This window comes from Adlercreutzia sp. ZJ176, from assembly GCF_011038975.1.
Lineage (GTDB): Bacteria > Actinomycetota > Coriobacteriia > Coriobacteriales > Eggerthellaceae > CAAEEV01.
Genome location: NZ_JAAKEC010000002.1, coordinates 21767 through 45886 on the forward strand (window position 1 = coordinate 21767; position 24120 = coordinate 45886).

At 68.5% G+C, this 24120-nt stretch carries 20 protein-coding genes; 18 read left to right on the forward strand and 2 right to left on the reverse strand.

The features are described 5' to 3' along the window. Positions 1 to 107: 107 nt before the first annotated feature. From G7Y50_RS01005 to rnhA, 15 genes are all read left to right on the forward strand, one after another. Entirely contained in the window at positions 108 to 1436 is a 1329-nt protein-coding gene (locus G7Y50_RS01005; protein WP_165056173.1) for a dicarboxylate/amino acid:cation symporter, read from the forward strand. Between the two features lie 228 nt (positions 1437 to 1664). Then, positions 1665 to 2246 carry a helix-turn-helix domain-containing protein gene (locus G7Y50_RS01010; protein WP_165056175.1) on the forward strand — a complete coding sequence of 194 codons (582 nt, stop codon included), beginning with the start codon at positions 1665 to 1667 and terminating at the stop codon, positions 2244 to 2246. Between the two features lie 9 nt (positions 2247 to 2255). Next, a complete protein-coding gene (locus G7Y50_RS01015) occupies positions 2256 to 3944 on the forward strand; it encodes an AMP-binding protein (protein ID WP_165056177.1) in 1689 nt (562 codons plus the stop codon). 196 nt (positions 3945 to 4140) lie between these two features. Beyond that, positions 4141 to 4611, forward strand: coding sequence for a ribosome maturation factor RimP (gene rimP, locus G7Y50_RS01020; protein WP_165056179.1), 471 nt, complete (start codon positions 4141 to 4143; stop codon positions 4609 to 4611). Positions 4612 to 4628: 17 nt separating this feature from the next. Beyond that, positions 4629 to 5837, forward strand: a complete 1209-nt coding sequence (nusA, locus tag G7Y50_RS01025; protein ID WP_165056181.1) for a transcription termination factor NusA — start codon at positions 4629 to 4631, stop codon at positions 5835 to 5837. A gap of 24 nt (positions 5838 to 5861) precedes the next feature. Beyond that, positions 5862 to 6155: an RNase P modulator RnpM gene (gene rnpM / locus G7Y50_RS01030; protein WP_165056184.1), complete on the forward strand. Its 294-nt coding sequence runs from the start codon at positions 5862 to 5864 to the stop codon at positions 6153 to 6155. A gap of 3 nt (positions 6156 to 6158) precedes the next feature. Continuing rightward, positions 6159 to 8954: a translation initiation factor IF-2 gene (gene infB, locus G7Y50_RS01035; RefSeq protein WP_165056187.1), complete on the forward strand. Its 2796-nt coding sequence runs from the start codon at positions 6159 to 6161 to the stop codon at positions 8952 to 8954. A gap of 292 nt (positions 8955 to 9246) precedes the next feature. After that, complete coding sequence (gene rbfA / locus G7Y50_RS01040) at positions 9247 to 9696, forward strand: 30S ribosome-binding factor RbfA (protein WP_165056191.1); 450 nt, start codon at positions 9247 to 9249, stop codon at positions 9694 to 9696. Between the two features lie 6 nt (positions 9697 to 9702). Then, positions 9703 to 10731 carry a bifunctional oligoribonuclease/PAP phosphatase NrnA gene (locus tag G7Y50_RS01045; RefSeq protein ID WP_165056195.1) on the forward strand — a complete coding sequence of 343 codons (1029 nt, stop codon included), beginning with the start codon at positions 9703 to 9705 and terminating at the stop codon, positions 10729 to 10731. Beyond that, positions 10728 to 11738, forward strand: coding sequence for a tRNA pseudouridine(55) synthase TruB (gene truB, locus G7Y50_RS01050; RefSeq protein WP_165056197.1), 1011 nt, complete (start codon positions 10728 to 10730; stop codon positions 11736 to 11738). Before G7Y50_RS01045 ends, truB begins: the two co-directional genes overlap by 4 nt. After that, a complete protein-coding gene (ribF, locus tag G7Y50_RS01055; RefSeq protein WP_165056199.1) occupies positions 11725 to 12651 on the forward strand; it encodes a riboflavin biosynthesis protein RibF in 927 nt (308 codons plus the stop codon). Before truB ends, ribF begins: the two co-directional genes overlap by 14 nt. A 261-nt stretch (positions 12652 to 12912) precedes the next feature. Then, entirely contained in the window at positions 12913 to 15060 is a 2148-nt protein-coding gene (locus G7Y50_RS01060; protein WP_165056201.1) for a sodium-translocating pyrophosphatase, read from the forward strand. Between the two features lie 454 nt (positions 15061 to 15514). Beyond that, positions 15515 to 15820, forward strand: coding sequence for a twin-arginine translocase TatA/TatE family subunit (gene tatA, locus G7Y50_RS01065; protein ID WP_165056203.1), 306 nt, complete (start codon positions 15515 to 15517; stop codon positions 15818 to 15820). A gap of 381 nt (positions 15821 to 16201) precedes the next feature. After that, positions 16202 to 17686: a helix-turn-helix transcriptional regulator gene (locus G7Y50_RS01070; RefSeq protein WP_165056204.1), complete on the forward strand. Its 1485-nt coding sequence runs from the start codon at positions 16202 to 16204 to the stop codon at positions 17684 to 17686. 19 nt (positions 17687 to 17705) lie between these two features. Beyond that, positions 17706 to 18191 (forward strand): ribonuclease HI, encoded by a 486-nt coding sequence (gene rnhA, locus G7Y50_RS01075; protein ID WP_165056206.1) that lies wholly within the window; start codon positions 17706 to 17708, stop codon positions 18189 to 18191. Positions 18192 to 18845: 654 nt separating this feature from the next. On the opposite strand, the gene G7Y50_RS01080 is transcribed toward rnhA, so the two are convergent. Continuing rightward, the gene (locus G7Y50_RS01080; protein WP_165056208.1) at positions 18846 to 19130 is read right to left on the reverse strand and encodes a GIY-YIG nuclease family protein; all 285 of its coding nucleotides are present in this window, start codon (positions 19128 to 19130) and stop codon (positions 18846 to 18848) included. A 166-nt stretch (positions 19131 to 19296) separates the two neighbouring features. After that, positions 19297 to 20538, reverse strand: a complete 1242-nt coding sequence (locus tag G7Y50_RS01085; protein ID WP_165056210.1) for a deoxyguanosinetriphosphate triphosphohydrolase family protein — start codon at positions 20536 to 20538, stop codon at positions 19297 to 19299. Between the two features lie 249 nt (positions 20539 to 20787). Between G7Y50_RS01085 and G7Y50_RS01090 the strand changes: the two genes are divergently transcribed. The 3 genes from G7Y50_RS01090 to def all read left to right on the forward strand — a co-directional run bounded on the left by G7Y50_RS01090 (position 20788) and on the right by def (position 24120). Beyond that, positions 20788 to 21513, forward strand: coding sequence for a hypothetical protein (locus tag G7Y50_RS01090; protein ID WP_165056212.1), 726 nt, complete (start codon positions 20788 to 20790; stop codon positions 21511 to 21513). Between the two features lie 39 nt (positions 21514 to 21552). Continuing rightward, positions 21553 to 23463 carry a DNA primase gene (dnaG, locus tag G7Y50_RS01095; protein WP_165056905.1) on the forward strand — a complete coding sequence of 637 codons (1911 nt, stop codon included), beginning with the start codon at positions 21553 to 21555 and terminating at the stop codon, positions 23461 to 23463. A gap of 111 nt (positions 23464 to 23574) precedes the next feature. Next, entirely contained in the window at positions 23575 to 24120 is a 546-nt protein-coding gene (gene def / locus G7Y50_RS01100) for a peptide deformylase (RefSeq protein ID WP_165056826.1), read from the forward strand.

Consider the following 24120-nt stretch of genomic DNA (forward strand, 5'->3'; position numbering starts at 1 on the left):
TTCGCCCTCTGATCTCAGGGCGCGGATGGGAAAGTTACCCTATAATAGCGAAGCTCTTATGTGGAGCTTCGCTATTTTTTTAGTAACAGAAGGGAAGAGTGAGTCTCATGACTGACGACAAGGAGGCGCGCGCCGGGGAAGCGCAAAGCGCGCCGTCGGCGTCGCCCGCCGACGGCGCCGCCGCAGCCGAGCCGAAGAAGCCGTGGTTCAAGCGGCTCTCGCTCACCACGTGGATCTTCATCGCGCTCGCGCTCGGCGTTGTGGTGGGCCTGGCGCTGCAGGGGACGCCGGAGATCGCGGACACCTACATCAAGCCGCTCGGCACCATATTCCTCAACCTCATCAAGATGATCGTCGTGCCGCTCGTGCTCTTCTCGATCATCGCGGGTGTGGTGTCGCTCGAGGACGTGAAGAAGGTCGGCGCCATCGGCGGCAAGACCATCGTGTTCTACCTCACGACCACGGCGTTCGCCGTGACGCTCGGCCTCATCTTCGCCAACGTGATGAACGTCGGCGCGGGCTACGTCCTGCCGGCCGAGGACCTCGTCTACGAGGCCAAGGAGGCCCCGTCGTTCATCGACACCATCGTGAACATCTTCCCGTCGAACTTCGTGCAGCCCATGGCCAACGCCACGATGCTGCAGGTGATCGTGATCGCGCTCGTGTTCGGCTTCGGCATCATCGCGGCGGGCAAGAAGGCCGCCATCGTGGTGGAGTTCACCAACGCCATGTCCGACGTGTGCATCAAGGTGATGCACGGCATCATCCTGATCGCTCCGTTCGGCGTGTTCGGCCTCATCACGCCCGTCATCGCGAACAACGGGCCCGAGGTTTTAGCCCCGCTTCTGTGGCTCGTGGTGGTGGCCTACGTGGCCATGATCTGCCAGATCGCGCTCGTGTACTCGGGCATCGTGAAGGTGTTCGCGCGCATGAGTCCCTTGAAGTTCCTCAAGAACCAGGCGCCCGCTATGGGCTTCGCCTTCGCGTCGGCCTCCTCGGTCGGCGTGCTGCCCCTCAACCTCGAGTGCGCCAAGAAGATGGGCGCGTCTGACGAGGTGGCCTCGTTCGTGCTGCCGCTCGGCGCCACCATCAACATGGACGGCACGGCCATCTACCAGGGCGTCTGCGCTATCTTCATCGCGCAGGTGTTCGGCATCGACCTTACGATCGGCCAGCAGTTCACCATCGTGCTCACCGCGGTGCTCGCCTCCATCGGCACGGCGGGCGTCCCCGGCAGCGGCATGATCATGCTCGCCATGGTGCTCCAGTCGGTGGGCCTGCCGGTGGAGGGCGTCGCGCTCGTGGCCGGCGTCGACCGCATCCTCGACATGATGCGCACCGTGGTGAACATCACGGGCGACGCGGCGGTGGTCCAGAGCGTCGACGCGATCCAGAAGCGCTCCTACGCGCGCAAGGGGCAGAAGCTCGCCGCCTAAGGCGCTCAATTTGTACCCCATTCTCGTTCCCTTCGCCTTCGTTTCGGGTGATAATACGCTCTACGCGAAAAGCGGACGCAGGGTCGCCCCACCACGCCGGGCGTGATGCGGCGGCCCTGCTGCATAAGAGCCGCAACACGAGGGCCGTCGTACGAGGGCTGCAACACGAGGGCCGCTACACGAGGGCCTGCAACACAAGGGCCGCAACACGAGGGAAAGAGAGCATTCATGGCTGAAGAGGAGAACAAGCTCGGCCACAAGATCGTCACGCTGCGCACGGCGCACCACCTGAGCGCGCAGGACTTGGCCGACCGCTGCGGCTGCGACGTCTCGGTGATCGAGGATTTGGAGTCGGGCACGGCGCCGGCGTCGCTCGCGCCGCTCATCAAGATCACGCGCGCGCTCGGCGTGCGCCTCGGCACGCTCATGGACGACGACGAGGCGTTCGGCCCGGCCTACATCTCAACCGAGCAGATGCGCGAGGTGGAGCTCACCCGGAGCCTTCAGACCGCGAGCGACGCGGGGGACCTGAGCTACTTCAGCCTGGCGGCGGGCCGCCCGTCGCGCCACATGGACCCCTTCATCATTACGGTCGACCCGTGCGGCGAGATGGACCACGAGCTCGTGGGGCATGAGGGCGAGGAGTGGCTGTTCGGCATGGAGGGCTGCATCGAGATCGAGTACGGCCGCGAGGTCTACGTGCTGCATCCCGGCGAGAGCATCTACTACGACTCCATCGTGCCGCACCAGGTTCGCGCCCACGAGGGGCAGAAGGCGAAGTTTCTGGCCGTCGTCTACACACCGCTGTAGGGGGCGCGCATGACCACTTCCGCCCCCGCTCCCGCTCCCGGCTCGCCAGACTACCCGCTCCACTCCGAGAAGACCATCGGCGACTACTTCCGCGACCAGGTGGCGATAGAGCCCGACCACGAGTTCGTGGTCTACCCCGACCGCGACCTGCGCTGGACGTACAAGGACTTCGACGAGCGCACCGACAACCTGGCCAAGGGCCTGCTCGCCATCGGCATGAAGCCGGGCGACCACCTCGGCGTGTGGGCGCGCAACATCCCCGACTGGCTCACCTTCATGTACGCCACGGCGAAGGCGGGCATCGTCATGGTCACGGTGAACCCCGTGTACAAGAGCCACGAGCTCGACTACGTGCTCAAGCAGTCCGACATGAAGGCGCTGTGCGTGATCGACGCCTACCGCGACGTGGACTACCTCGAGATCATCCGCGGCCTGGTGCCCGAGTCGCTCGAGCAGCAGCGCGGCTTTCTGCGCAGCGAGGCGTACCCCTGCCTCGAGAACCTCATCTACATGGGGCCCGAGAAGCACCGCGGCTTCTACAGCGTGCCCGAGCTCATGCTCTTAGGGCAGCACTACCCGGACAGCTCGCTCGAGTGGGCGGCGCACCAGTTCGACAACAACGACGTCGTCATGATGCAGTACACCTCCGGGACCACGGGCTTCCCGAAGGGCGTCATGCTCACGCATCGCAACATCCTGAACAACGGCTTCTACATCGGCGAGGGCCAGAAGCTCGGGCCCGCCGACCGCGTGTGCCTGCCCGTGCCGTTCTTCCACTGCTTCGGCTGCGTGCTCGGCGTGATGGCGAACCTCACGCATCGCTCCACCATGGTCATCGTGGAGGACTTCAACGCGGGCCTCGTGCTGCAGGCCATCCACAAGGAGCGCGCCACGGCGGTCTACGGCGTGCCCACCATGTTCATCGCTGAGCTCAACCACCCCGACTTCGACACCTTCGACCTCACGAGCCTGCGCACGGGCATCATGGCGGGCAGCCCCTGCCCGCCCGAGACGATGCGCGAGGTCATGGACAAGATGTACATGAGGGAGATCACCATCTGCTACGGCCTCACCGAGACGAGTCCCGTGTTCACGCAGACCTCGGCCGACGACGACATCGAGCACAAGTGCGAGACGGTCGGGCGCGCGCACCCGCCGGTCGACGTGCGCGTGATCGACCCGTCCGACGGGCACCTCTGCGGCGTGGGCGAGCCGGGCGAGCTGTGCTGCAAGGGCTACAACGTCATGAAGGGCTACTACAAGATGCCCGAGGCCACCGCCGAGGCCATCGACGCCGACGGCTATCTGCACTCGGGCGACCTCGGCATGGTCGACGAGGACGGCTACTACCGCGTGACGGGGCGCATCAAGGACATGATCATCCGCGGCGGCGAGAACATCTACCCGCTCGAGATCGAGAACTTCCTGCTGGGGCATCCCGGCATCCTCGACGCGCAGGTGGTGGGCATCCCCGACGAGAAGTACGGCGAGATCGTGGGCGCCTTCGTGCGCACGCGCCCGGGGCATGAGGACCTCACCGAGGACGACGTGCGGCAGTGGGCCATCCCGCGCATCGCGCGCTACAAGGTGCCCAAGCGCGTGTTCGTGGTGGACGACTTCCCCATGACGCCCTCGATGAAGGTGCAGAAGTTCAAGCTGCGCGAGATGGCCGAGGAGCTGGTGCGCGCCGGGAAGTAGGAAAGCGGGATTCCTCAATTTCCCCTGCGTGGGGGCTTGGAATCCCGCAGATCCTGTGCTATCATCGTTACCACTGTCGCGCTGGTGCGCTTAATACTTTTCGTTTTCGAGGAAAGTGGGCTTGTCCCGCTTTCTTTTGTTGTTAGGGCACATCGCGCGAAACGTCAGGTTCGACGCAAGGTCAGAGGAGGTGCGCGTGCTCAGCGCGAAGGAGAGAAAGCTGCTTGAGGCGCTCGAGCCGCGGGCGGCTCAGGAGGACGTCGAGATCGTCACCATCGAGGTGGTGGGGGCCAAGAAGTCCCCGACCATCCGCGTGTACGTTGACGCGCCCGGCGGCGTGAGCTTCGACGTGCTCGCGGCCTCCCAGAAGTGGATGGGCGACATCCTCGAGGGGATCGACCCGTTCCCCGGGGCGTACGTGCTCGAGGTCTCCTCTCCCGGCATCGACCGCCCGCTGCGCACGCGCGAGCACTTCGAGCGCTTCGCCGGCGAGACGGTCTGCGTGAAGACCAAAAGCCCGGTCGACGGCCGCAGCTCGCTTGTCGGCGAGCTGCGCGGCATGGTCGGCGACGACGTCGCGCTTGACGTTGACGGCACGCAGGTTCGCGTGCCCCTCGGTGTTATCAAACGTGCCCGCGTGAAGGGCACGATCGACTTCAGCTCATAGGAAGGAAAGCGAAGACGATGGCAACTTCAGAACTGATCGATGCTCTGCAGGCATTGGCCCACGAGCGCAAGATCGACGAGTTTTACCTGATCGAGCGCTTGGAGGCGTCGCTGGCGAAGAGCTATCAGCATATCCTGGACCTCGAGTGGGACGCGCGCGTGACCATCGACCGCCAGACCGGCCACATCTACGTGTACGAGCTCGTGCCCGTCGGCGAGCCCGACGAGGAGACCGGCGAGTACAGCGAGTTCGAGGAGCGCGACGTCACGCCCGACGACGTGAGCCGCATCGCCGCCCAGAACGCCAAGAGCGTCATCTCGTCCATCGTGCGCGACGCCGGCCGCCAGTCCATCTACGAGGAGTTCTCCGACCGTGTGGGCGACCTCGTCACGGGCACGGTGCTGCAGGGCACGCCGGACTTCACCATCATCAAGATCCGCGACGGCGTGGAGGCCGAGCTGCCGCACTACGACGTGAAGCGCTCCTCGGGCGAGCGCAACGAGCGCCCGTCCAACGAGCACTACCGCCACAACCAGCGCATCAAGGTGCTCATCATCGAGGTGCGCGACCCGAACTCCGACACCCCCCGCGCCCGCGGCGAGCAGGCGCGCCCGCCCATCGTGGTGTCGCGCACCCATCCTGACCTGATCCGCCGCCTGTTCGAGATCGAGGTCCCCGAGATCTACGACGGCGTGGTGGAGATCAAGTCGATCGCCCGCGAGCCCGGCGCGCGCTCCAAGGTCGCCGTGGCCTCCCGCGAGGCGAACCTCGACCCGGTCGGCGCCTGCGTGGGCCCGAAGGGCAGCCGCGTCCGCATGGTGGTCGAGGAGCTGCGCAACGAGCGCGTCGACGTGATCCAGTGGAACGACGACCCGGCCGTCTACGTGGCCAACGCGCTGTCGCCGGCGAAGGTGTCGCACGTGACCATCGACGAGCCGAACCACTACGCCACCGTGGTGGTCCCCGACGACCAGCTCTCGCTCGCCATCGGCAAGGAGGGCCAGAACGCCCGCCTCGCCGCGCGCCTCACGGGCTGGCACATCGACATCAAGTCGGCGAGCTTCTCGAGCAAGCTCGACGGCTTCGAGAACGAGCTCATCGACGAGGATGACGTCGAGGACGACGACTTCTGCATCTACGTGGGCGAGGACGGCTCCCGCTGCCGCAACCACGCCCGTCCGAACAGCCGCTACTGCGGCGTTCACGCCGACCTCGACGAGGCGTAAGGCCCCAAGGCGCGAGGTGACGTGATGCAGGAGACGAAGAAACGGCAGCGCAGCTGCATCGGCTGCGGCACGCAGGCAGGGAAGGCCTCCCTACATCGCCTGGTGCGCGCGTCTGACGGCACCGTCTCCTATGACGCCACGGGGCGCGCTGCCGGGCGCGGCGCGTACGTGTGCTCGGGCGACTGCTTCGCCCGCGCCTGGAAGGGCCGCAAGCTCGACCGCGCCCTCCGCTGCAAGCTGAACGAGGATGATTACACCAGGATCGCGGACGAGCTTGCCCGCGGTTGCGGCGTCGATATCGACAAGACAGAGGAGTGATATATGGCCAGCATGCGTGTACATGAGTTGGCGAAGGAATTTGACATGACGAGCAAGGATCTGCTCGATCGCCTTCATGAGATGAAGATCCCGGCAAAGTCGCATGCGAGCGTGCTCGCCGATGCCTATGTCGACAAGATCCGCAAGAACCTCGCGCCCGAGATCAAGCAGCGCGCGGGCCAGCTTGCCGCCGAGGAGGAGGCCGCGCTCAAGAAGGAGCAGGCCGACGCCGCGCGCAAGAAGGCCGAGGAGGAGGCCGCCCGCCGCGCCGCGGTGGAGAAGGAGCTCGCCGAGCGCGAGGCCGCGCGCGCCTTCCGCGCCGAGAAGGGCGCCGAGCAGCCCGCGGAGCCCGCGAAGAAGCCGCTCAAGAAGGCCCCGGTGTCCTCGGGCTTCGAGTCGCTCAGCGCGCAGATCGCCTCCGAGAAGGAGCGCGTCGAGCGCGAGAAGGCCGCGTCGCGCGCCCGCGAGCGCGCCCGCAAGGCCGCGGCCGAGGTGGCCAAGAAGCAGGCCGTCGAGGAGGCGCTGCGCAACCGCAACCGCAAGGGCGCCAAGTCCTCCGCCCACGCGGCGCCCGCGACCCGCGAGCACGCGCCCGCCCCGGCTCCCAAGCGCGCCTCCAACTTCAGCTCGCTGCTCTCGCAGATCGAGGCTGAGAAGCAGCGCATCGAGGCCCAGAAGGAGACGCAGACCCAGGCCAAGAAGGCCCAGGGCGCAGCTTCCCGCACCGGCGCCAGCCGGCCCAACCGCGGCGGCGCGAACGCCGGCGCGCAGGCTGCCCGCGGCAAGAAGGGCAAGCGCGGCGTGCAGGTGGTCCCCGAGCTCGAGGCCTTGGCGCCCAAGGGCGAGGACCGCTACGCGCAGATGGCCGTGCAGGCCGAGAAGCTCCAGCGCGACAAGGTGCTCGCCGAGGCGCGCGCGGCGGTGGCCGCCGCCACCACGCACGAGGGCGAGGGGCGCCGCAAGAAGCGCAAGGAGAAGCGCGAGGCCGAGGCGCGCGAGCGCGCCGAGATGGAAGCCATCGAGCGCGGGCTCGACCCCGAGCTCGTGCTCGACGAGAGCGTGGTCGAGGTGCCTCAGGGCGCCACGGTCGCCAAGTTTTCCGAGGTCCTCGGCGTGCAGCCGAACGACGTGATCAAGCGCCTGTTCATGCTCGGCCAGGTGCTCACGCTCACGCAGTCCATGAGCGACGAGCTGATCGAGCTCATCGCCGACGACATGGGCCGCAAGGTGCGCGTGGTGTCGCCCGAGGAGGAGTACGCCGTGGTGTACAACGACTCCGAGGACGACCTCAAGCCGCGCCCGCCGGTGGTCACCGTCATGGGCCACGTCGACCACGGCAAGACCTCGCTGCTCGACGCCATCCGCCACACCGGCGTGGTGGCCTCCGAGGCCGGCGGCATCACCCAGCACATCGGCGCCTCGGTGGTGAACATCGACGGCCGCCAGATCACCTTCATCGACACCCCGGGCCACGAGGCGTTCACCGCCATGCGCGCCCGCGGCGCCCAGGTGACCGACGTCATCGTGCTCGTGGTGGCCGCCGACGACGGCGTCATGCCACAGACGATTGAGGCCATCAACCACGCGAAGGCCGCCAACGTGCCCATCGTGGTCGCCGTCAACAAGATCGACAAGCCCGGCGCCAACCCCGACCGTGTGCGCCAGGAGCTCGTCGAGCACGGCGTCATCCCCGAGGAGTGGGGCGGCACCAACATGTTCGTCGAGGTCTCGGCGAAGAAGAAGCTGCATATCGACGATTTGCTTGAGACGATCCTTCTGCAGGCCGACGTGCTCGAGCTCAAGGCGAACCCCGACGCCGAGGCGTCCGGCTTCGTGATCGAGGCCAACCTCGACAAGGGCCGCGGCCCGGTGGCCACCGTGCTCATCCAGCGCGGCACCCTGCACACCGGCGACGTGCTGGTGGCGGGCACCTCCTACGGCCGCGTCCGCGCGCTCATCAGCCCGCGCGGCGAGCACGTGACCGAGGCGCGCCCGGCCGACCCGGTGGAGGTCCTCGGCCTCTCGTCGGTGCCGACCGCGGGCGACGAGTTCCGCGTGTTCGAGGACGAGCGCGACGCCCGCAAGCTCGCCGAGGAGCGCGCGCTGCGCGAGCGTCTGGCCGCGCAGGAGACGAAGAGCCACATGAGCCTCGACGACCTGTTCAACCGCATCGAGGAGGGCAAGCAGACCGACCTCAACCTCATCGTGAAAGCCGACGTGCAAGGTTCCATCGAGGCTCTGCGCGACGCCTTCGAGAAGATGGACCAGTCCGAGGTGCGCATCAACATCGTGCACTCGGCCGTGGGCGGCATCACCGAGACCGACGTCACGCTGGCGGCGGCCTCCGACGCCATCATCATCGGCTTCAACGTGCGCCCGACGGGCAAGTCGAAGGCCCAGGCCGAGAAGGAGAAGGTGGACATCCGCCTGTACCGCGTCATCTACCAGGCCATCGAGGACATCAACGCCGCGCGCGTGGGCCTGCTCTCGCCCGACATCGTGGAGGAGGACACCGGCATCGCCGAGATCCGCGAGACCTTCAAGGTGCCGAAGGTGGGCACCATCGCCGGCTGCTACATCGTCGAGGGCGAGATCAACCGCGACGACAAGGTGCGCATCGTGCGCGACGGCACGGTGATCTTCGAGGGCACGCTGGCGTCGCTGCGCCGCTTCAAGGACGACGTGAAGTCCGTGAAGCAGGGCTACGAGTGCGGCATCGGCATCGAGAAGTTCCAGGACCTCAAGGTGGGGGACACCATCGAAGGCTACCAGGTCAAGGAAGTGGAGCGTACCGAGTAAACCGCTTGGATGTTTTGTCAGGCGGGACGTCTCCTGCGTCCCGCCGGCCGATCGGGCGCCGGCATGGCACGTGCTCGGGCAGTCCTCGCTTGGTGTGACAGCCCACTGGGCTGTCACAGTCGCTGCGGAATCTGCGCGCGAGCCATGCTGGCGCCTGATCGACCTACGCTTTTCGGGGCTGCGAGCTCGCTGGCGCTTGCTCGCTCCGTGCTCGCACGTAACGAATTTGTGAGGCTACTGGGTCCGGGGGATCTGGTAGCCTTCTCTTAGATAGACGACAAGGAGGTGCACCGTGAAACAGGGTGCTTCCAACCGCAAGGTAAACGAGCAGGCCCGCGAGGTGATCGCGTCGATCATGCTCTTCGAGATCTCCGACCCGCGCCTGCACCTGGTCACCATCACCGGCTGCGAGGTGAGCTTTGACCGCAGCGCGTGCAACGTGTTCTACACCACCGAGCCCGAGCGCTACGACGAGGTGGAATCGGCGTTCGCGGCGGCGCGCGGGCGCATCCGCTCGCTCATGGCGAAGAAGCTCTCGTGGCGCGTGGCCCCTGAGCTGCGCTTCCACCTTGACCGATCGGTCGACGAGGCGGAGTCCATCGCCTACGCGCTCGACCGCGACCGCGAGCGCAACCTCGGCGCAGCTGAGGCGGACGTCGCGGAGGCGGAGGCAGGCGCCGGGGGAGACGCCGACGAGGCCGTTGACGCCGTTGACGCCGCAGCTGCGGCTGCGGACGAGTAGGCCTGCATGAGCGTCACACCCCAGACGAACGCCACGCTTCCGGCCATCGCCGAGGCGCTCACGCAATACGACGACGTCCTCATCTGCGGGCACGTCAACCCCGACGGCGACTGCCTCGGCTCGCAGCTCGCGCTCGCGCACGCGCTGCACGCGCTCGGCAAGCGCGTCACCTGCCTGCTCGCCACAGACGAGCCGGTCGGCGCGTCGCTTCGCTTCCTGCCGGGTGTGGCCGACATGACGCCCGCTTCGGCCTTCGCGGATGAGCGGGCCGTGTCGCGCGCGGTGTTCGTGGCCGTCGACGTGCCCACGCCCGAGCGCCTCGGGCCGGCCGCTGCCGCGCTCCACGCCGCCGCGGTGCTGACCGTCACCGTCGACCACCACGCCGTGCCCGAGCGCATGTCGGACTTGAGCTACACCGACCCCGACGCTGCCTCCACGAGCATGCTCGTCTGGGAGCTCGCGGAACACCTGCTCGGCGCGGAGGGCCGCGCGCGCCTGCCGCAGCTGGCGACCTGCGCCTACACGGGCCTCGTGACCGACACGGGGCGCTTCCAGTTCCAGAACGCTGACCACGCGTGCTTCGCCGCCGCGGCGCAGATGGTGGCTGCCGGCGCCGAGCCGGCCGACGTGGCGCGCCAGGTGTACCAGAGCCGCACGCTCGCCTCGGTGCAGCTCGAGGGGATCGCGGTGTCGCGCATGCGCCTGCTCAGGGAGGGGCGCGTGGCGGTGAGCTGGATCACGCAGGAGGACATGGTCCGCCTCGGCGCCGTTAAGGCCGACGCCGAGCCGCTCGTCGACGTGCTGCGCTCCATCGGCAGCGTGCGTGTGGCGTGCATGCTGCGCGACCAGGGCAGCGAGGTGCGTGGGAGCTTCCGCGCCAAGGACGACACCGACGTGGCGGCCATCGCGCGCGAGTTCGGCGGCGGCGGTCACAAGGCGGCCGCGGGGTTCACTCTGCCCGCAGGCATCGAGGGCGCGCTCGACGCTATTGCGCGCCGCCTCGAGGCCGTCTCGTTTCGCGAGGCCACGGCATGAGGCGCGGGGAGTCGGGGCTCTGCCTCGTCGTCGGCGTCGACAAGCCGAGCGGCATGAGCTCGCACGACGTGGTGAACCGCTGCCGGCGCATCTTCGGCGAGCGGCGTGTGGGGCACACCGGCACGCTCGACCCTCTGGCCTCGGGCGTGCTGCCCATCTGCGTGGGCCCGGCCACGCGCCTCGACGCCTACCTCACGGGGCATGACAAGCGCTACGTGGTGCGCGTGGTGTTCGGCGCGGCAACCGACACCGACGACGCGCAGGGCGAGGTCATCCGCACCACGCCCGTGCCCGACGAGGTGTTCGACCCGTTCTTCGCCACCACCTTCACCTCCTCGCTCGTGGGCGCGTCCAAGCAGCTCCCGCCCGTGTACTCGGCCATCAAAGTCAACGGCAAGAAGGCGTGCGACGAGGCGCGCCGCGGCAACATCATCAGCTTGGAGCCGCGCGACATCGAGGTATACGCCGCCGAGCTTCGGGGCATCTACGGCGCCGACGCGTCCGAGCCGCCGGCGTGGGAGATCGCGTTCCACGTGTCGAAGGGCACTTACATCCGCTCGCTCGCGCGCGACATCGGCGCGGCGCTCGGCTGCGCGGCGCACGTGGGCAGCCTGCAGCGCACGAGCGTGGGCAACCTCACGCTCGACGAGTGCGTGAGCCTCGAGACGCTCGCCGAGGTGGGGACGCGCGCGGCGCTCGACCCCATCCGGCTGCTCGGCCTGCGCTTCGCCTTCGCGGACGCCGCGGTCGAACGCGCGGTGGCAAACGGCAACCAGCTGCCGGCAGGCGCGCTCGCGCTCTGCGAGCACCGGTTCGGCCCGGTTGCGCTCGAGATGTGCGCCTGCACGGCGGGCGTGCGCGAGAGCTGCGAGGACGTGCGCCCCGGCGAGCTCGTGGCCGTGGTGGCGGGCAACAAGCTCGCGGGCATCTACGAGTATGACGGCGTGGCGCGGCGCTACAAGACGCGCTGCGTGTTCCAGACGGGGGTGAGCCGTGGCGACCTATAGGTCAGAGGAGGGCTTCGACGTGTCGCTCTTCGCAGGCGCCTCGTGCGCCTTCGGCGTGTTCGACGGCGTGCATGCGGGGCACCGCTTCATCATCGGCGAGGCCGTGCGCAAGGCGCGCGAGCTCGGCGCGCGCGCCGTCGTGGTGACGTTCGACCGCGACCCCGACGAGGTGTTCGCGGCAGGGGCGCTGCGCAAGCTCATGAGCAACGAGCAGCGCCTGCAGGCGCTCGCTGAGCTTGAGGGCGTCGACGACGTGGTCGTCCTCGCCTTCACGCGGGAGTTCGCCGCCCTCGAGCCCGAGGCGTTCCTCGAGCGCGCCTTCGGCGGCACGCACGTGCCCGCCGCGCTCTTCGTGGGCCGCGACGTCCGCTTCGGCGCGCACGCCTCAGGCGACGTCGGCGCGCTCGAGCGCTGGGGCGCGCGCCACGGGATGCTCGTGGCCCCCCATGACCTGCTTGAGCTCGACGGCGCGCCGGTCAGCGCCACGCGCATCCGGGGCCTTCTGCGCGAGGGGGAGGTGGGCGAGGCCGCGCGCCTGCTCGGCGCGCGCTACCGCATGGCCGGCGTGGTGCAGCCCGGGCGCGGCGAAGGGCGCGACATGGGCTTTCGCACGGCGAACCTGCACGTGCCCGACGAGCTGCGCGCGCTCGGCGACGGCGTGTACGCGGCGTACGCGCACGTCGGCGGCGCGCGCTACAAGGCGGCGGTGTCGGTGGGCATCCCTCCCACCTTCGAGGGCAAGGCCCAGGCCAACGTCGAGGCGCACATCCTGGACTTCTCGGGCGACCTCTACGGGGAGGTGGTCGAGCTCGAGTTCGTGAGCTGGCTGCGCCCCATGATGACGTTCGCCACGCTCGAGGACCTCATCAGCACCGTCACCGGCAACATCGCCTGGGTGCGCGAGAACCTGTAGGGAGGCCGCCGCGGGCGCGTTGGGGCGACTCGGGGAACTCAGAAGCGCGACGGGGCGCTTCAAACGCGCCTCGGGGCGTCCCGGGGCGCGCCAAGGCGCCTGCGCGTTTTGTTCTTTCGCCCAATAAAGCGCGGAAGAGGGCTTCACAATTCCTTCAAATACTTTAGAATGTCTCAAATATTGTTTTCAGCTGAGAACGCCGAGCTGGAAGGTCGTACCGACACCCTTGCGGTGTTGCAAAAAAAGTCAAGGAGGATACAAGTGACCACACAAGTCGCATGGCTTGCCCCCATTTGCGCGCTCATCGGCATTTGCGTGGCGGGCTACCTCGCAAGCTGGGTGCTCAGGCAGGACCCGGGCTCCGAGAAGATGAACGGCATCTCTGTGAAGATCCAGCAGGGAGCCAAGGCGTTTCTGATGAGTGAGTACAAGCTGCTCATCATCTTCATGGTCGTCGTGGCCATCGTGATGGCCGTGGCGCTGTCTCCCATCACGGCGCTCGCGTTCGTGACCGGCGGCGTGCTCTCGGCTGCGGCGGGCTACGTGGGCATGCACGTCGCCACGCGCGCCAACACGCGCACGGCGCACGCAGCCGAGGAGTCGGTCGCCAAGGCGCTCAACGTGAGCTTCAAGTCCGGTCTCACCATGGGCTTGTGCGTGGCCTCGTTCGCCCTCATGGGCCTTTCGCTCTGGCTCATCGCGCTCGTGTTCAGCCTGATGGCCGGCGTGTCGCCCTCTCAGCTCACCGCTGACTTCATGTCGCTCGTCCACCACAACGTGGGCATGGTCGAGGGCTTCGCCACCGGTGCGTCCGCCGTGGCCCTGTTCGCCCGCGTGGGCGGCGGCATCTACACGAAGGCCGCTGACGTGGGCGCCGACCTCGTGGGCAAGGTCGAGGCCGGCATCCCCGAGGATGACCCGCGCAACCCCGCCACCATCGCCGACAACGTGGGCGACAACGTGGGCGACGTGGCCGGCATGGGCGCCGACCTCTTCGAGTCCTACACCGGCGCGATCCTCGCCCCCACCATCCTGGCCGCCACCTTCGGCTCGCTCGGCGGGTACTTCGCCACGGGCGACCTCGTCTGGGCCGTCGTGACGCCGGTCGTCATCGCGGCCTGCGGCATCATCACCTCGATCATCGGCCTGTTCGCGGTGCGCACCAAGGAGGGCGCCGCGCTGCACAAGGCCCTGAACCGCGGCACGTACCTGGCCGCCGGCCTCGAGATCATCGTGATCTTCTGCATCTTCTTCCTGTGGAGCTCCCAGTCGACCGAGGCTGAGCCCCTCTGGCTGTTCGGCTCTGTGATCTGCGGCCTCGTCGCCGGCCTCGCCATCGGCAAGATCACCGAGTACTTCTGCTCCGACAAGTACAAGCCGGTCCACAAGATCGCCGAGTCCGCCGAGACGGGCGCGGCCACGGTCATCATCGAGGGCATCGGCACGGGCATGCTGTCCACCATCGCCCCCATCGTGCTCGTGGCGCTCGCCATCATCGGCGCGTACACGTTCGGCAACCTCGCGTTCCCGAACGCGACGGCTGAGGGCGGCATCGCCGTGGGCCTGTTCGGCGTCGGCCTCGCCGCCACGGGCATGCTCTCCAACACCGCCATCACCATCGGCGTCGACGCGTACGGCCCCGTGGCCGACAACGCGGGCGGCATCGCCGAGATGGCCGGCCTGCCCGAGGAGGTGCGCGACCGCACCGACTCGCTCGACGCGGTGGGCAACACCACGGCGGCCATCGCGAAGGGCTTCGCGATCTCCTCTGCGGGCCTGTCCGCCATCTCGCTGTTCGTCTCGTTCCAGGCGACCATGCACCACTCCATCCCCGAGTTCTCGCTGACGCTGACCGACCCGCTGATCGTGGCCGGCATCTTCATCGGCGCCATGATGCCGTTCATGTTCGCGGCGCTTACCATGGGCGCGGTGTCGCGCGCGGCTCACGCGATGGTCGAGGAGGTGCGCCGCCAGTTCCGCGAGATCCCCGGCATCATGGAGTACAAGGCCGAGCCCGAGTACGACAAGTGCGTGGGCATCTCCACCACGAGCGCGCTGCATGAGATGATGACCCCCGGCATCCTCGCCATCGTGGTGCCGGTCGCCATCGGCTGCTTCAACCCGGCCATGCTCGGCGGCTTCCTCGCGGGCGCCGTGTCCACGGGCATGCTGATGGCCATCTTCATGAGCAACGCCGGCGGTGCGTGGGACAACGCGAAGAAGTACATCGAGCAGGGCTACCATGGCGGCAAGGGCTCCGCGGCCCACAAGGCCGCCGTCGTGGGCGACACCGTGGGCGACCCGTTCAAGGACACCTCGGGCCCGTCGATGAACATCCTCATCAACCTGATGACCATCGTGGCGCTCACCTTCTCGCCGCTGTTCATCACCATCCAGGCCATGCTCTAAGCCTGAGCCTTTTAGGCGAAGACGAGTCAGGGGCGCCTCGCAGCTCGCGGGGCGCCCCTTTTTCGTGCGCGTGGGGATGCGGTGCGGTGTGCATGGGGTGCGGGGGGCGGCGCACGTGGGGTGCTTGCGGGGGGCCTGTGCGGGCTTGGGCAGGCTTGGCGAGCATTGTCTCGGTGAGATGTATTGTTGCGGGTGGCTGCGAGGACCTGCGTGAGCATGGCGGGCCCCTGGGCGGCAATGATGTGCCTCTGCGGGCTGTCTGACGGTGATTAAGCATTCTAGCTGCGGGAACACGGCTTGTCACGCAAACGGGTGACGCGGTTTTCCCGCTTGTGGGCGGAAAAATCGCCTGTTTGCGTGATAGCGCGCGAAGGCGGGTACGGGGCATACTGGCCGCACGTCAACGAAAGGGCGCGCCGCGTGACGGTGCGCAGAAGAGAAGGAGTTTGCTGGTATGAAGATCCTCGGTCTGGGCGTTCCCGAGCTCGTCATCATCTTGGTCGTCGTTCTGCTCATCTTCGGGCCCAAGAACCTCCCGAAGCTCGGCAACGCCGTCGGCAAGGGCATCAAGGGCCTGCGCAAGGGCATGGAAGACGGCGACGAGCCGAAGAAGGAAGAGGGCGAGGTCGTCGAAGAGGCCGTCGTCGAGAAGGTGGAGAAGCTCGAGGCGGTCGAGGTGGTCGAGGACTCGCCGATCGAGGAGGCCAAGCCGAAGGTGAGGCGCGTGGTGAAGAAGAAGGTCGCCGCTCCCGAGGAGTAGCGCCCGCGACAAAAGTGCTAAGCGCTGACGCGCTTGCTCTTAACGCCATGAGACGAGGACGTGCCCGCGCATTATGACGCGGGCACGCACGTTTGAGTCCACACGTCTTGGGTCATCTCGGGAGAGAGAACCCCCTATGTCATCCTGCGCGGAGTCGAAGGATCTGGCCGCGAGCAGGTTGCGCATGCGGGCGCGCCGTGCCCGGGGCCAGATCCTTCACTCGCTTCGCTCGCTCAGGATGACACGGAGGCATTTTTCCTCAGTGACATGGAGACGCGTTCCTTCGGTGACAGGGGGAGGGGCACGGCTCCTTTTGCGTGCGGTTCGGTTACAATGACAGGCTGTGACTTGAAACCACGGGCGAGCGAAGGAGGGGAGACGATGGCGGACGCGGCCTTGACGCGCGCGCAGCGCGTGCGGCTTTCCATCGGCGGCTTCGCGAGCTGCCTCGGGTTCGTGTTCGCGGCGCTGTTCCTCGACTCGTTCGGCGCGCAGTCGCGCGCGGCCTTCGGGTTTCTGCGCGCCGATCTCGCAAGCGTGCTTCTGTTCATGCTGCTCGCGTTCTCGTGCGTGCGCGCGGCCGGTCCCACGCGGCGCGCGTCGCTGCTCTCGGCGCGCACGCTCATCCCTCTGTCCGTCGCGGCGGCCGTCGGCGCGCTCATGCTGCGCGTCGCGGTCGACCCCCTCTGCCGGCTCGTCCTCGGGGGCGTGTGCGTGGGGCTGCCTGCGGGCGTGCTCCTGTGCGCGTGGGGGCGCCTCCTCGGCACCGAGCCCATCGAGCGCTCGGTTCCCATGGTGTTCATCGGCGCGGCGCTCGGCGCGGCGGTGGGGTTCGCCTTCGACGCCGTGCCCGTGCGCAACGCAAACGCGCTGCTCGCGTTGCTGCCGCTTGCAAGCGCGCTTCTCTACCGCATGCTCGCGCGCCGCAGGGGCGAGGAGGCCGATTCCAAGGCGCCCGACGCTGACCCGGCGGCTCCTGCGCCTGAGAGCGAGGAGGCGAGCGCGCTCGGCGTCCGCATCATCGCGGGCACTTCCATCTACGGCTTCGCGGCGGGCCTCGTGGAGGCGTTCCGCTTCGGCGCGGGGGAGCCTGGGCTTGCCGCGCCCGCGCTCATGCTGCTTCTGCTCGTGGTCTACTGCCTGGCTGCGCTCCAGCTCTTTGGCGACCATCCGCTCGCGGGCGTGCGCGCCATCCTGCCGCCGCGCGAGGACGATGCGAAGGCGAAGGAAGGCGGGCCGCTTGACGGCGCGTACCGCCTCGCCGTGCTGCTCATGGCGGCGGGCCTTCTGCTCACGCTCGCGCTCGACGAGCTGAACGACCTGGGCGAGGCCGTGGTGCTCGCGGGCTTCCTCGCCGTGCTCGCCGTGCTGGCGTCGCTCTTCCTGGTGATGGGGCGCCTCGGCGGGCGCGACGCGGCGGGCGCGTTCGCGCGCGGCTTCACGGCGTTGTTCGCGGGCGAGGTGGTGGGCCTCGTGGCGGGAAACGCGCTCGAGGGCCTCGGCTTCGCGGGCATGGAGGCGACCGGCCTCGCGCTCGCGGGGATCGCCGTGCTCTACGGCTTTTTGTTCCTGTTCACCGAGCGCGACCTGCGGGCGCTCTCCATCGTGGTGGCCGACGTCGACGTGTTCGACGCGGCCTGCGCGCGCATAGCCGCCGAGGCGGGCCTCTCGAAGCGCGAGACGGAGATCCTGCCCCTCGCCTTGCGCGGGCGCACGAGCGAGCGGATGGCCGCCGAGCTCTTCATCACGAAGAACACCGTCGACACGCACATGCGCCGCATCTACGCGAAATGCGGCGTCCACAGCCGCCAGGAGCTCATCGACCTCGGCGAGCGCACCGAGGCCGCCGTCCGCGGCGCGAAGTAGGGAAGCGAAGGGGAGCGCCATGACGCAATCCGTGACGATATTCACCGACGGCTCGTCGCGCGGCAACCCAGGTCCGGGCGGTTATGGCGCCGTGCTCCAGTTCCGCGACAGTGCAGGGAAGCTCCACGAGCGCGAGCTGTCGCAGGGGTACGCGCGCACCACCAACAACCGCATGGAGCTCCTCGGCGTGATCGCGGCGCTCGAGGCGCTCAAGCGGCCCTGCGACGTGACCGTCTACTCCGACTCGCAGTACGTGGTGAACGCGTTCAACCAGCACTGGGTCGACGGCTGGCTCAAGCGCGGCTGGAAGAACGCAAGCAAGCAGCCCGTGAAGAACGTTGATCTGTGGAAGCGCCTGCTCGAGGCGAAGCGGCCCCACCGCGTGACGTTCGTGTGGGTGAAGGGGCATGCGGGGCATCCCGAGAACGAGCGCTGCGACGAGCTCGCCACCGCTGCCGCCGACGGAGAGGCCCTGCTAAAGGACGCCGGCTTCGACGGCGCCTAAGGGCGGGCGGCATGGCGTGCATTATGCGCGCGTCGAAAAAGCGCTCAGCGCTGACGCGCTTGCTTTCAATGCCATGAGTCCTGGGCGCTCCCGCGCATCGTGACGCGGACACGCGCGCTTGCGCTCGCCTTTCGTGTCATCTCGGGCCGAGCGCCTGCGTCATGTGCTCACTCCGTGTCATCCCGAGCGGAGCGCCCGCATCGCGTGTCCACTCCGTGTCATCCCGGGCCGAGCGCCCGCGTCACGTGTCCATCTCGTGTCATCCCGGGCTGAGCGCCTGCGCATGTGTCTACCCCGTGTCAGCCCGGGCTGAGCCCCGCGCTATGTGCCCACTCCGTGTCATCCTGAGCGGAGCGCCCGCAGGGCGCGGAGTCGAAGGATCTGGTCGCAGGCGGGTTGCGCATGCGAACATGCCATGCTTGGGGCCAGATCCTTCGACTCGCTTCGCTCGCTCAGGATGACACAGCGGGTGGGACGCGTCGTTCGGGCCACCGGCCTTCTCGACTTCACGCCTTCCAAGGCTCGCTCAGGATGACACGGCGGGTGGGACGCGTCGTTCGGGCCATCGGCCTTCTCGACTTCGCGCCTTCCAGGCGCTCGCTCAGGATGACACAAGGGGGTATCCCTCTTGGAGATGCCGCATGGGCTTCCCCCTTAGGTGGTGCTGAGGTCTTCGAGGTGGGGGTTGGTCTTTTGGATGAGCTTCAGCTTCTTCGCCCTCGTCCAGCCTTTGAGCTGCTTCTCGCGTCTGATCGCCTCCTCGACGTCGCAGGTCTGCTCGAAGTAGATGAGGTCGGTCGCGTTGTACCGGTCGGTGAAGCCCGGCGCGAGGTGCTGCTTGTGCTGGGCCACGCGGCGGGCGAGGTCGCTCGTCACGCCCACGTAGAGCACAGTGCGCTGCACGTTGCTCATGACGTAGACGTAGTAGCCCTCCGCCATGGTCAGACGTCCTTGAGATTTATGCAGCAGGTGCGGGCCATGGTCAGACGTCCTTGAGGCTCGCGCAGTGGACTCGGGCCATGGTCAGACGTCCTTGAGATTTAGGCAAAAGACTCGGGCCATGGTCAAGCGTCCTGGAGATTCGAACAGCGGGTGCGGGCCATGGTCAGGCGTCCTGGAGGTTTGCGCAGTAGGTGCGGGCTACGATGCGGCGGTCGCTTCGGGGGAAGAGGTGGCGGTAGAGGGCCATGAAGTAGGCGTCGGTCATGGAGGCCAGGTAGTCGACCACGATCTGGTGGGGGTCGCCCGCGAGGTAGTCCTCGGCGCGCACGGTGCGGGAGGTGCGCGTGAGGGAGGCCACGTGGTGCGTGACCACCGGCGAGCTCTCGTCGCCGCGCGCGAGGTCGTCGAGCAGGCGTGCGTACATCTCCTCGAACATCTCCTCCACGACGTTCTCGGTGTCGCCGACCATGCCCTCCTTGAGGTAGATGAGTTCGTAGTTCTGCCGCTTGGCGCGCTTGAGGTCGGCGAAGGCCGCCTCGCTCATGCGGATCTCGTCGCGCCCGTAGCTCTCGTTCACGATGTCCACCGTGAGGTTGTTGATGATGTGCGCGTTGTCCACGCCGATGTAGTCGCTCTCGAAGGCGTCGAGGGAGGGGAGCGCGCCCATCTCGAGCGCGTCCTGGCGGTCCTTCCCCACGTAGGCGATCATGTCGCTCACGCGCACGACGCACCCCTCGAGCGTCGAGGGGCGCAAGCTGCCGATCACCTGCTCGTCGGCGTTGCAGGCCGCAACGAGCGCGTCGAGCTGCGCGAAGCTCGCGGCGTCCCCGCGCCGCAGCACCTGGCAGCAGAACTCGCCGTTGTGACAGAGCACGCCGTCGAGCGTCTGGAGCGAGACGTTGCGGCGGTACAGGGCGTCGAGCACGCGCACCGAGTGCACGTTGTGGTTGAAGTAGCGGCCCGTGCGCGCGTGGAGGCTCTTCGACAAAAAGCGCTCGCCGGCGTGCCCGAAGGGCGTGTGCCCCACGTCGTGCCCGAGCGCGATGGCCTCGATGAGGTCGCAGTTCAGCCCCAGAAGCGCGCCGATGCCGCGCGCGATGCGGCTCACCAGCTGCACGTGCAGCCCGCGGCGGCAGATGTCATCGTTCTCCACGAACGAGAAGACCTGCGTCTTGCCCGCGTAGCGGTTGTAGGCCGGCACGTTGAGGATCTTCTCGATGTCGCGCGTGAAGGCGCCGCGCGCAAGCGTGGCCGCGTCATGCGGGTTGTCCTCGCGGCGCACGACGTCCTCGTCGGCGAAGCGCGCGGGGTGCGCGCGCCCGGCGGCGCGGTCGGCGCGGATGGCCGCCTCGACGGCGGGGTCGAGCGTCAGGTAGGGAATGCTCCGTGCGGCGTGGTGGGTCATAAGCGCCTCTTCTCACGTGGGGTGTTTGCGCTTTATTGTATCCTCAACGCAGCGGTGTTTTACACTGTGAGCAAGCAAAACCTCAAGGTATGCGCGGCGGCGCGCAGGACGTGTCGTGCGGCGAGATGCGGGACGGCGTGACGTGGCGGCGCAGGGCGCGCGGGATGCGCCCGACGTGGCGGCGTGGCGCAAAGCGCGCGGGATGGCCTGACGCGCGGCGCGCGCGGGCATGTGGCAGAAAGGCGGGGCATGTCGGGATTCACCCTCATCGTGGTCATCGCGGGGGCGCTCGCCGCCGCGGGCTTCGCGTTCCAAAAAAATGGCGAGATGGCGGGGCTCGGGCGCGCGAGCCGTCGCGGCGGCCTGCGGGCGCCGCACGGGCGCCTCGTGCGCACCAAGCGCCTCGACACCTTCGAGGAGCTGCCCTTCGGCGCGAAGTTCGAGCGCGTGGCGCTCCTCGCGGCGGCGGCCACGGTGCTCATCGGCGTCTTGTGCGCGCTCGGGGTGCTCGACCTCGCGAGCGTCATCCCGGTGAGCCTCGACGCGATCGCGGTGATGGGCATCGCCTGCGGCGTCACGCAAGGCGACGCGGGGCTCATGCGCTCGCTCGCCTACGCGCTGGTGGGCTACATGGCGGCGGGCATCGCCGCCACGCTTCTGGGCCTGTTCGCGTTCGCGCCCGCCTTCGGGATGGACACGGCGGGCATCAATGCGCTCACCATGGCGGCCGGTGCGCTCGGCGCGGCCGCGGCCGTGGCGGCGATGCCGCTCGTGCGCACGTACGCGCGCGAGTTCGAGGACGGGCACGTGAACTCCATCCAGGTCACGTCGAAGTCGGTGGCTGCGCGCGCCTATGACAAGCTCGCCGACCCCGCCTGGACCCCGCCTGCGGAGCGCGTCCAGTCAGGCGGCGAGGAGATGGGCCTGCGCGCGGCTATGGAGCGCCGTCGCAGGAAGATCGAGAACGAGAAGTAGCGGGAGAGACGGCGAAGGGCCGGGAAGGGACAGCGGCACATGGCGGAGGGCTTCATCAGCGATGAGGACATCGCGCGCGTGCGCGAGGCGAACGACCTCGTGGCGGTGATCGGCGAGCGCTCGCCCGTGAAGCAGCGCGGGCGCGACTTCTGGTGCTGCTGCCCGCTCCACAACGAGAAGACGCCCTCGTTCAAGATCGACCCGGCGCTGCAGCTGTGGCACTGCTTCGGCTGCGGCGAGGGCGGCGACGTGTTCGGCTTCGTCATGAAGACCGAGGACCTCACCTTCCCCGAGGCCGTGCGCAAGCTGGCCGAGCGCGCCCACATCGACATTAAGGAGACGGGCGGGCGCGGCGCCTCGTCGAGCAAGAAGGCGCGCCTGAAGGACATCTGCGCGAAGACGGCGGAGTTCTACCACACCCAGCTCATGCGCTCGCCCGCGCAGGGCGCCGCGTCCGCGCGCGCCTACCTGGCCGGCCGCGGCCTCGGCGGCGAGGTGCCCCGCCGCTGGAACCTCGGGTACGCGCCGGGCAGCGGCGTGCTCGTGCGGCACCTCACGGCGCAGAAGTTCTCGGCCGAGGAGATGATCGAGGCGAACGTGGCCGCGCGCGGGCGCGACGGGCGGCTGCGCGACCGCTTCTACAACCGCGTGATGTTCCCCATCTTCGACGCGCAGGGCGACTGCATCGCGTTCGGCGGCCGCGTGATCGGCTCGGGGGAGCCGAAGTACCTCAACTCGCAGGAGACGCCCGTTTTCCACAAGTCGAGCGTGCTCTACGGGCTCGACAAGGCGAAGGCGGCGATGGCCTCGACGGGCACGGCCGTGGTGGTGGAGGGCTACACCGACGTGATCGCGCTGCACGAGGGCGGCATGCAAAACGTGGTGGCCACGCTCGGCACGGCGCTCACGCTGCGGCACATCCGCATCCTCGCGCGGCACGCGCAGCGGCGCATCGTGTACCTGTTCGACGGCGACGCCGCCGGCCAGCGCGCCGCCGACCGCGCGCTGCAGTTCATCGACGCGTCCATGACGCCCGAGGCGGGCAAGAGCAAGATCGAGCTCTGCGCCGTGACGCTGCCCGACAACCTCGACCCGGCCGAGTTCGTGGCCGCGCGCGGGGCCGACGCGCTGCACGCGCTCATCGCCGACGCGCAGCCGCTTCTGGCCTACGGCATCGAGCGGCGGCTTTCCGCACATGACCTGGGCACGGCCGAGGGGCGCACGCGCGCGCTCGCCGACGCGCTCTCGGTGCTCGCGCCCATCAAGGACTCGCTCCTGGCGAAGGACTACGCCGTGCAGATCGCCGGGCGCGTGCGGGCGCGCGAGCAGGACGTGCTCGACCAGCTCGCGCAGCTGGCGCCGCCGCGCCTCGACGCGCACGCCGAGGCGCGCGAGGGCGGCGCGCAGGACCAGGCGCGCTTCGCGGGCGCGGGCGACGGCGCGCGCGATGAGGCTCCCATGCCGGCGCAGCGCTTCAGCAGCCTGCCGCCGAGCGAGCGCAACCGCCTGCGCTTCGAGCGCGAGTTCCTGAGCCTGCTCGCCCAGCACCCGCTGCTCGCGCTCGAGCACGCCGACGCGCTCGCGAGCACCCAGTGGCACAGCGAGGTGCACGCCGCGCTCGCGTCCGCCGTGCTCGGCGTGCTCGCGGAGAACCCCGCGGCCGAGCCCGCGGGCGTCATCGCCGCGGCCTCCCAGGCGCACCCCGCCGCGGCGGGCATCCTCACGAGCGCGCGCGTGCGCGAGGGGGTCGAGCCTGCCGCGGCGTGTGCGTACCTGTCCGAGGAGCTCGGCATCGGCGACGCCGAGGAGGCCGTGGCCTCCCTGAAGTCGCAGCTCGCCGACGCGCGCGGCATGGCGCCCGAGGAGGTCGACTTCGTGTTCAACAGCCTCGTCGCCATGCAGAAGGACCTCGCCGCGCGACGGGCTGCCCACAAGCCCCACCACGACTAGCGTGCGTTCGTAGAGTTTTCACGCCGACGCTGGACAGCGCGCGTGAGCTCGCGGACAATAGGCAAAGCGTTTTTTCGCGGACATAACCGCAGCTAAAGCTAAGGAAGCATCATGTTGAAGATAGTCGTGTCACCTGACCCCGTCCTCGCCACGGTGTGCGATCCCTGCACGCCGGGCGACAAGTCGCTCGAGCGCCTCGCGAAGCAGATGGCGCACGCCATGTACAAGAACTCCGGCTGCGGCATTGCCGCGCCGCAGGTGGGCGTCACGAAGCGCCTCGTCGTGATCGACGTGGACTACGACCCGGACGTCAAGTCCTCGCAGGAGCCGCTCGTGCTCGTGAACCCCGAGATCGTCGAGCTTCGAGGCGAGCCGGAGACGGCGGGCGAGGGCTGCCTGTCCTGCCCGGGCATCTCCGTGCCCGTCGCGCGCCAGCCCTGGGCGCGCGTGCGCTACTACGACCTCGACGGCGAGCTGTGGGAGGTCGAGGGCGACGGTTTGCTCGGCCGCTGCCTGCAGCACGAGATCGACCACCTGAACGGCCGCACGCTCTTCGAGAGCTGCGATCCTATGACCCGCATCGAGGCGTTGCGCGCCTACGAGGAGGCGCGCGCCCAGGGCGCCCGCCCTGGCGACACGTCGATCGAGGTGAAGTAG